Source organism: Sphingopyxis terrae subsp. terrae NBRC 15098, from assembly GCF_001598815.1.
GTDB lineage: Bacteria > Pseudomonadota > Alphaproteobacteria > Sphingomonadales > Sphingomonadaceae > Sphingopyxis > Sphingopyxis terrae.
Genome location: NZ_BCZQ01000001.1, coordinates 1 through 7845 on the forward strand (window position 1 = coordinate 1; position 7845 = coordinate 7845).

Here is a 7845-nt window from a genome sequence, read left to right on the forward strand (position 1 = left end):
CGGCTCAACAAGGAGGTCAAGCGCCGCGCCGACGTCGTCGGAATCTTCCCGAACGAAGACAGCATCATCCGCCTCGTCGGGGCTGTGCTGATGGAGCAGAACGACGAGTGGCAGCTCCAGCACCGATACATGCAGATCGAAGGCATGGCCGAACTCAACCAACCCATGATCGAGGAGGAAAATCAGCCCCTACACATCACCGCCAAAGCCGCCTGACGATGGCCCACGGCCACAGCCGAAATTACACCACCTTGACGGACGCGACCCGAATTTCGAGGCCGATACCGCCTCAACGGCTTCAGCCGAAAAGCGCCAACCGCGCCAGTCGCGGCTGGTGAAGGCGTCGCTTGCGTGCGACCGCCTGGGGCGCTTCGACGTGACCCTGCGCAATATTTCCGAAACCGGCGTTGGCGGGCAGTCGCCGCATGTGGTGCAGGTCGGCGAGCGGCTGACCGTCTATCTTCCGGGTCATCAGCCGATGGAAGGCGTCGTCCGCTGGGTCAGCGACAAGCGCTTCGGCCTGCAGACCGAAGGGACGATCGAGCCGGCACGGCTGCGCGCGGCGCACGCCGATCAGCTCGTCGCCGCCGACAGCAAGGCCGAATTCCAGATCATGGCGCCGACGCAAATGTCGACCTGGCGCCCCGGACTGCGGCAGGTTTCGTCGCTGCCGGGTCATTACGGCAAACCGAAGATCTGATCCGCGCGTTGCCGCGACACAAAGGAAAACCGGCGCGGATCACTCCGCGCCGGGTCCCCCGTTGATTGATTTTCGTCGGTAAAGCGCGTCAGGCGACCCGGCGCACTTCATTCCCTTCTTCGTCGATATCGCGCAGCACATAGCCGCGACCCCAGACCGTCTCGATATAATTTTCGCCGCCGCACGCGAGCGCGAGCTTCTTGCGCAGCTTGCAGATGAAGACGTCGATGATCTTCAATTCGGGCTCGTCCATGCCGCCATAAAGGTGGTTCAGGAACATTTCCTTGGTCAGCGTCGTGCCCTTGCGGAGCGAAAGCAGCTCCAGCATCTGATATTCCTTGCCGGTCAGATGGACGCGGACGCCATCGACTTCGACCGTCTTGGTGTCGAGATTGACCGCCAGCTTGCCCGTCTTGATGACGCTCTGGCTATGGCCCTTCGAGCGGCGGACGACGGCGTGGATGCGCGCGACCAGCTCGTCGCGGTGAAAGGGCTTGGTGACATAATCGTCGGCGCCGAAGCCGAACGAGCGCACCTTGGAATCCATTTCCGAAATGCCCGACAGGATCAGCACCGGCGTCTGCACCTTTGCGGTGCGGAGCTTTTTCAGCACGTCATAGCCGTGCATGTCGGGCAGATTCAGGTCGAGCAGAATGATGTCGTAATCATAGAGTTTGCCAAGGTCCAAGCCTTCCTCACCCAGATCGGTGGTATAGACGTTGAAGCCTTCGGTCGTGAGCATCGTGTCGATCGCCTTCGCGGTCGTCGGCTCGTCCTCGATCAGCAGTACGCGCATTAGGCACCCCTTGACTGTTTCCCACGATGGATCCGCAACCCGTCCGCGGCTCCCTCGCAGTGCCACCAACGCCCCCGTTGCAGGGCTGGCGGAACATTAACCATGAAACTTGTGAAGGGAAAAGGTTAATTTTGATTTAACCCGCAGAAATCCACGAGTCGCGGCCCGCGCAGCTGCGTTTCAGCGTGTCGGCGAGATAGTCGGACAAGGCCCGCACCCGCGCCGGACGGAGGCGCGACGGCGGCGACAACAGGTGCAGATAGGCCTGCGGCAGCGACCAGTCGGTCAGGATCGGAACGAGCCTGCCGGCGCGCAGTTCGGCGTCGATGATGAAGTGCGGCAGCACCGCTATACCGCCCCCTGCGACCAGCATCGGCACGATCACATCGCCGTTGTTCGTGAACAGCGGGCCTGCCGGAACGATCGTCGCCTCCTCGCCTTCGCGGTGGAAACGCAGCGGCCGCGCCTTTTCGCGGTGGCCGTAGCCAGCGAGCCGATGCCCCGCGAGTTCGAGCGGGTGGCGCGGCGTGCCGTGACGATCGAGATAGGCCGGGCTGGCGATCACCGACGTCGGGATCGGCGCGATGGTGCGCGCGAGCAGGCTGCTGTCGTCGAGGCTGGCGACGCGCAGCGCCAGATCGAAGCCTTCGGCGATCAGATCGTGGCGCGCATCGCTGAGCGTCAGTTCGATCTCGACCGCTGGATGCTCGGCCATGAAGGCGGCGAGCGGCGCGCCGAGCACCTTGATCCCGAAACTCATCGGCGCCGCCAGCCGGATCGGCCCGGCGAGGTCGAAGCGGTCGCCATGCGCCGCCTCGGTCGCGGCGGTCGCGGCGGCCACCATCGCCCGCGCCTCCTCTAGCAGCCCGGCGCCCGCCGTCGACACGGTCACCGATCGCGAACTGCGATGGAGCAAGGTGATCCCGAGCGATGCCTCGAGCCGGCTGACCGCCTTCGACACGCTGGCCTTCGACAGGCCGAGCGCGCTTGCCGCGGCGGTGAAGCCGCCGCTGTCGGCCACCGCCACGAAACAAGCCCAGCCTTCATAATCGGGAAGCGCCACAACATCCTCCAATTGGAAACGATAGGTTTCTATCTACGCTATTTCAGAAACGAATGCATCGCCTATCTTGGCCTCAACACGCCGCCCCCGATGTCCGGGACGGCGGCCAGAAAGGAAATGCCCGATGATCGATATTCGCAAATTCGACACGCTGGGTCACGCCAATCACGGCTGGCTCGACGCCCGCCACCATTTTTCCTTCGCCGGCTATCATGATCCCGACCGCATGGGCTGGGGCGCGCTGCGCGTCTGGAATGACGATGCCATCGCGGCGCAGGCCGGCTTCCCGCCGCACCCGCACCGCGACATGGAAATCATCACCTATGTCCGCACCGGCGCGATCAGCCACCGCGACAGCATGGGCAACAGCGGCCGCACCGCGGCCGGCGATGTCCAGGTGATGAGCGCCGGCACCGGGGTGACGCACAGCGAATTCAACCTCGAGGACGAGGAAACCACGCTGTTCCAGATCTGGATCATCCCCGATCGCGACGGCGGCAATCCGGGCTGGGGCCAGCGCGAATTTCCGCAGGCCGACCGTTCGGGACGCTTCGTGACGCTGGCCAGCGGGATAGCGGGTGACGACGACGCATTGCCGATCCGCGCCGATGCCCGTGTCGCGGCAGCGACCGTGACCGCGGGAAGCCGCGTCGCCTATGATCTGGGCGCTGGCCGTCACGCCTATCTGGTCGCCGCCAAGGGCCGCATCCGCATCAACGGACAGGATGCCGATCCGCGCGACGGCATAGCAATCCGCGACGTCGCAACGATCGAGGTCGAAGCGCTCGACGATGCCGAACTGGTGCTGGTCGACAGCCTCTGATCCCACCCCCTCGGGCCGCCGCCTTCCATCCCCCTCCCTTGCGGCGGCGGCCCACCCCTTCCCTCCCGACTGAAAGGAAACCGAAGATGGCAAAGATTTTGGTGCTCTATTATTCGAGCTATGGACATATCGAGCAGATGGCCGACGCCGTCGCCGAAGGCGCGCGCGCCGCGGGTGCCGAGGTCGATATTCGCCGCGTCGCCGAAACCGCGCCCGAGGCGGTGGTAAAGGCCGCCGGCTTCAAGACCGATACCGCGCATCCGCTGCTCGGCGATCCCAAGCAGCTTGCCGACTATGACGCGATCGTCGTCGGTTCGCCGACCCGCTTCGGCCGCATGGCCAGCCAGATGGCGAGCTTCTGGGACACCGCCGGCGGCGTCTGGGCACAGGGCCTGCTTACCGGCAAGGTCGGCGCGGCCTTCACCTCGACCGCGTCGCAGCATGGCGGACAGGAAACGACGCTGTTCAGCATCCTCACCAACCTCCTCCACTTCGGCATGACGATCGTCGGGCTGGACTATGGTTATGCCGGGCAGATGGGCGTCGATGAAGTCAAGGGCGGCGCCCCCTATGGTGCGACGACGCTCGCCGATGGCGACGGATCGCGCCAGCCGAGCGAAGCCGATCTCGGCGGTGCCCGCTATCTGGGCGAACGCGTCGCGAAAACCGCGGCGAAGCTCGCGGCCTGACCCCGATGCGCCGTCTGCCGAGCCTCTTTCTCTCCCACGGCTCGCCGATGATGGCGCTCGAGCCCAGCCCGGCGCGGGACTTCCTCGCCGGGCTGGGCGCCCGCTTGCCGCGACCGCGCGCGATCCTGGTCGTCTCGGCGCATCACGACGCACAGTTCGAAGGCGGCCGGGCGACGGTCACCGCTTCGTCCGCGCCGCCGACGATCCATGATTTCGGCAATTTCCCCCAAGCGCTGTTCGACATGCGCTATCCCGCACCGGGCGATCCGGCGCTCGCGCAGCGGGTCGTTGCCCTGCTCGCCGATCAGGGCCTCGCCGTTGCCGCCGATCCCGACCGCGGGCTCGATCATGGCGCCTGGGTTCCCCTGTCGCTGGTCTATCCCAACGCCGATATTCCGGTGGTCCAGCTTTCGATCGCCTCGCATGCGTCGCCCGAATGGCATTATGCGCTGGGCCGTGCACTCGCGCCGCTTCGCGATGAGGGCGTGTTGCTGATCGGTTCGGGCAGCATCACGCACAATCTTCGCGCGCTCTTTTCGGCGCGCCTGCCGATCGACGCACCCGCGCCCGCCTGGGTCACCGACTTCACCGACTGGGTGGCCGGACATATGGCGGCGGACGCCGTCGACGATGTGCTACACGCCGTAGAACGCGCGCCGCATGGCCGCGACAATCATCCGACGATGGATCATATCCTGCCCTTGTTCGTCGCGATGGGTGCGGGGACCGAAGCGGATGGCCTGCACGCCGCTCGGCTCCATGCCAGCACGACCTATGGCCTGCTGGCGATGGACGTTTACGCTTTCGGCGAAGGAGCGGCCCGCCTATAGGCAGCCGATGCTTCTTTCTGACCATATTCTGTTCCTCGATGGCGAGGCGCTTGTCGTCGACAAGCCCGAAGGCCTGCCCGTCGATCCGCCGCGCGACGGCAGCCTCAGCCTCGAAAACCATCTCGACAGCCTGCGTTTCGGCTTCAAGCGCTGGCCGCTCGCCGTTCACCGGCTCGACCGCGACACCTCGGGCTGCCTGCTGCTCGCGCGCAATCCCAAGGCGCACGGCCGTTTCACCCGCGCGTTCGAAGGGCGCGAGGTCGAAAAACAATATCTCGCGATCATCGACGGCGTGCCCGATGGCGATGGCGGCACCATCGACCTGCCCCTCGCGAAGACGTCGACCGCAGAGACGGGCTGGCGCATGGTCGTCGATCCGAACGGAAAGCCGTCGGTGTCGCACTGGGAAAAGCTTGCCGTCGTCGACGGGCGGGCGCTGCTGCGATTCCGTCCCGAAACCGGCCGCACCCATCAGCTTCGCGTCCATGCGCTCGAGGGTCTGGGTCTGCCGATCGCCGGCGATCCCGTGTACGGCAACGGCCGCGGCAAGGACCGCACCCTGCTCCACGCCGAGCGGCTGGTGGTAAAACGTGACGTCAAGCCGTCAATAATTGCCGAAGCTCCCTTCCCCGCGCGCTTCGCGGCCCTCGGCTTTTCGCCGCCCGAAGGCGCCGCCCCGACCCGTGGCTGACATTCCCGAAGCCGCGATTTCGGAAAAATTCCTCGCCGGCACCGGGCCGGGCGGCCAAAATGTCAACAAGGTCGCGACCGCGTGCCAGCTTCGCGTCGATGTGTTCGCTCTCGGCCTCCCGCCCGACGCCTACCGCCGGCTCAAGACGCTCGCGGGAAGCCGGATGACGGCGGCGGGAGAACTCGTGATTCTCGCGCGCAGCTATCGCACCCAGGAAGCCAACCGCGCCGATGCGCGCGCGCGGCTGAACGAGCTCGTCGATGCGGCGCTGGTCCGGCCTGAAAAGCGGATCAAGACAAAGCCGAGCAAGGCGGCCAGGGCGCGCCGCGTCGACGGTAAAAAGGCGCGCAGCGCGGTCAAATCGATGCGCGGACGCGTGCGATCGACCGACTAGGGCCGGGCGGGCATGCACCTCTATCGCCTCGACGCGACCGCCGAAATCGCCGCGCAGGCGCTCGGTGCCGATGCAGGGCGCGATCCCTGGGCCGGCGGCTATGTCACCCCCGGACGCCCGGCGCCGGTGGTCGTCGGCGACGGAAGCGCGCAGAGCCGCCCGTGGCTGCGCCCCAAGCTGTGGGGCGTCCCGCCGCCGCCGCGCGGCGACCAGCCGGTGACGACGGTGCGCAACCTTTCGAGTCCCTTCTGGATCGGCACGCTGCGTCATCCCGAACTGCGCTGCCTGATCCCCGCGACCCGTTTCGCCCTGTGGTCGGGGACGGCCGGTGCGCGGCAACAACTGTGGGCCGCGCCCGCCGACCAGACGGTTTTCGCCTTTGCCGGCATCCATCGTCAGGGCGAGGATTGGCCGAGCTTTGCGATCCTGACCGTCGAACCGAACCGCCTGCTTAGCCATCACGGCGCGCAAGCGATGCCGGTCATCCTCCGTCCCGGCGATTATGCGCGCTGGCTGACCGCCGACTGGCGCGACGCGTCCGGCCTCGCCCGTCCCTTTCCGGGGCAGGAGATGACGCTGGCCGAAGACCCCATGGTGTAAGCGATTTTCACCAATTCCGTCGACTTTGCGTTCACCAGCGCGGCGCTAGAAATGCGAATCGATAATCCGACCAGTGGGATTGAATAAAGTGGCCAACGCCTGCACGACCGACACCGAAGACCTTTCGCCGCAAGGGCGCCGCGCCGAACGCGCCACCGTCCGCGGGCGCGCGCGCTATCGCGAAGCGGGCTTCAACCCGTTCGACGTCGAACTGTTCGACCTGTCGTCGACGGGCTTTCGCATGATCACCTTTTCGCGGCCGCAGATCGGCAAGCAGATATGGGTCAACCTGCCGGGCCTGCAGCCGCTCGAAGCGGTGATCCGGCGCGCCGACGGCAACAGCTTCGGCTGCGAATTCGTCTATCCGCTCCACCCCTCGGTGGCGGCGCACATGCAGACGAAACTGCGCTAAGCCTCCGGCTTTTCCGACTTTTCCAATATATGCTTCCACTCGTCGGGCGTCACGCGCCCGACCGACAGGCGCGACAGGCGGATAAGGTCCATGTCGGCAAGCTTGGGATCGGCCTTGATCGCCGCCAGCGTCACCGGATGCGCGAGCGGGCGCACGGGCGCGACGCGCACGATGACCCACGGCGATCCTTCCTCGGCGGTCGGATCGGGCGCGCTTTCCTCGGTAATGCGCATGATCCCCACGCATTCCTTGCCGATATTGCTGTGATAGAACAGCGCCTCGTCGCCGACCTTCATCGCCATCATGTTCAGCTTGGCGCTGTGGTTGCGCACGCCGTCCCACATGCCCGTGCCGTCCTTGACCAGGTCGTCCCAGCCATAGACGTCGGGTTCGGATTTCATCAGCCAATATTGCTTGCCCATGGCGGGGGCCTAGCCCAGCGCGCGCCGACGCGAAAGCATCCTTTTCCTCTTTCGCAACCGCGCCGACCCGCCTAAATCCTGATTCATGTCAAAGACGCGCCCCGGCGGGACCGGCATGGCGCGCCACAGCACCAACAAATGGACACACCCCTTATGACCGCTGCCGTTCCCGTTATTTCCATGTCGCTGCCCGACGATCGCTTCGCCCAGGATTTCGGCGGATCGTTCGAACGCTTCGGGTTCGCGATGATTACCGATCACGGCATCGATCCAGCGCTGATCGACGACGCCTGGACAAAAGCGAAGGAATTTTTCGCACTCCCCGAAGCGGCGAAGCGCGCCTATCATATCGCGGGCGGCGGCGGCGCGCGCGGCTACACTCCTTTCGGCACCGAAATCGCGAAGGGCGCGAAGGAAGTCGACCT

General features: G+C 65.8%; 13 protein-coding genes. 10 read left to right on the forward strand and 3 right to left on the reverse strand.

Going from position 1 to position 7845, the window contains the following annotated elements; genetic code table 11:
• Together STE01S_RS00005 and STE01S_RS00010 are read left to right on the forward strand one after the other, a co-directional pair.
• A partial coding sequence (locus STE01S_RS00005; RefSeq protein WP_174531814.1) for a transposase occupies positions 1–216 on the forward strand: 216 nt, incomplete at its 5' end.
• A gap of 118 nt (positions 217–334) precedes the next feature.
• Complete coding sequence (locus tag STE01S_RS00010) at positions 335–700, forward strand: PilZ domain-containing protein (RefSeq protein ID WP_255265839.1); 366 nt, start codon at positions 335–337, stop codon at positions 698–700.
• Positions 701–788: 88 nt separating this feature from the next.
• On the opposite strand, the gene ctrA is transcribed toward STE01S_RS00010, so the two are convergent.
• On the reverse strand, positions 789–1496 hold the full coding sequence (gene ctrA, locus STE01S_RS00015; protein WP_003040277.1) for a response regulator transcription factor CtrA: 708 nt from the start codon (positions 1494–1496) through the stop codon (positions 789–791).
• Positions 1497–1632: 136 nt separating this feature from the next.
• Complete coding sequence (locus STE01S_RS00020; RefSeq protein ID WP_003040280.1) at positions 1633–2559, reverse strand: LysR family transcriptional regulator; 927 nt, start codon at positions 2557–2559, stop codon at positions 1633–1635.
• A gap of 124 nt (positions 2560–2683) precedes the next feature.
• Between STE01S_RS00020 and STE01S_RS00025 the strand changes: the two genes are divergently transcribed.
• The 7 genes from STE01S_RS00025 (at position 2684) to STE01S_RS00055 (ending at position 6998) form a co-directional block, all read left to right on the forward strand.
• The gene (locus STE01S_RS00025) at positions 2684–3382 is read left to right on the forward strand and encodes a pirin family protein (protein ID WP_003040283.1); all 699 of its coding nucleotides are present in this window, start codon (positions 2684–2686) and stop codon (positions 3380–3382) included.
• A gap of 86 nt (positions 3383–3468) precedes the next feature.
• A complete protein-coding gene (gene wrbA / locus STE01S_RS00030) occupies positions 3469–4071 on the forward strand; it encodes an NAD(P)H:quinone oxidoreductase (protein WP_058812593.1) in 603 nt (200 codons plus the stop codon).
• A gap of 5 nt (positions 4072–4076) precedes the next feature.
• A complete protein-coding gene (locus tag STE01S_RS00035) occupies positions 4077–4901 on the forward strand; it encodes a DODA-type extradiol aromatic ring-opening family dioxygenase (protein WP_062763876.1) in 825 nt (274 codons plus the stop codon).
• A 7-nt stretch (positions 4902–4908) separates the two neighbouring features.
• Positions 4909–5592, forward strand: coding sequence for an RluA family pseudouridine synthase (locus STE01S_RS00040; RefSeq protein WP_062763878.1), 684 nt, complete (start codon positions 4909–4911; stop codon positions 5590–5592).
• Positions 5585–5986, forward strand: coding sequence for an alternative ribosome rescue aminoacyl-tRNA hydrolase ArfB (arfB, locus tag STE01S_RS00045; RefSeq protein ID WP_003040293.1), 402 nt, complete (start codon positions 5585–5587; stop codon positions 5984–5986). The genes STE01S_RS00040 and arfB overlap by 8 nt, the downstream gene beginning before the upstream one ends.
• A gap of 12 nt (positions 5987–5998) precedes the next feature.
• Positions 5999–6586 (forward strand): SOS response-associated peptidase family protein, encoded by a 588-nt coding sequence (locus tag STE01S_RS00050; protein ID WP_062763880.1) that lies wholly within the window; start codon positions 5999–6001, stop codon positions 6584–6586.
• An 88-nt stretch (positions 6587–6674) separates the two neighbouring features.
• The gene (locus tag STE01S_RS00055; protein ID WP_062763882.1) at positions 6675–6998 is read left to right on the forward strand and encodes a PilZ domain-containing protein; all 324 of its coding nucleotides are present in this window, start codon (positions 6675–6677) and stop codon (positions 6996–6998) included.
• On the opposite strand, the gene STE01S_RS00060 is transcribed toward STE01S_RS00055, so the two are convergent.
• Entirely contained in the window at positions 6995–7420 is a 426-nt protein-coding gene (locus STE01S_RS00060) for an EVE domain-containing protein (protein WP_003040303.1), read from the reverse strand. The two genes, STE01S_RS00055 and STE01S_RS00060, sit on opposite strands and share 4 nt — an antisense overlap.
• Before the next feature lie 153 nt (positions 7421–7573).
• Here STE01S_RS00060 and STE01S_RS00065 point away from each other — a divergent pair.
• On the forward strand, positions 7574–7845 hold a 272-nt coding region (locus STE01S_RS00065; RefSeq protein WP_169802703.1), incomplete at its 3' end, for a 2-oxoglutarate and iron-dependent oxygenase domain-containing protein.

Excerpts from the sequence above, each read along its gene's own strand:
- STE01S_RS00040 (WP_062763878.1), top strand. The coding sequence starts at position 4,909 with ATGCTTCTTTCTGACCATATTCTGTTCCTCGATGGCGAGGCGCTTGTC.
- wrbA (WP_058812593.1), top strand. The coding sequence starts at position 3,469 with ATGGCAAAGATTTTGGTGCTCTATTATTCGAGCTATGGACATATCGAG.
- STE01S_RS00035 (WP_062763876.1), top strand. The coding sequence starts at position 4,077 with ATGCGCCGTCTGCCGAGCCTCTTTCTCTCCCACGGCTCGCCGATGATG.
- STE01S_RS00025 (WP_003040283.1), top strand. The coding sequence starts at position 2,684 with ATGATCGATATTCGCAAATTCGACACGCTGGGTCACGCCAATCACGGC.
- STE01S_RS00050 (WP_062763880.1), top strand. The coding sequence starts at position 5,999 with ATGCACCTCTATCGCCTCGACGCGACCGCCGAAATCGCCGCGCAGGCG.
- STE01S_RS00060 (WP_003040303.1), bottom strand. The coding sequence starts at position 7,420 with ATGGGCAAGCAATATTGGCTGATGAAATCCGAACCCGACGTCTATGGC.
- ctrA (WP_003040277.1), bottom strand. The coding sequence starts at position 1,496 with ATGCGCGTACTGCTGATCGAGGACGAGCCGACGACCGCGAAGGCGATC.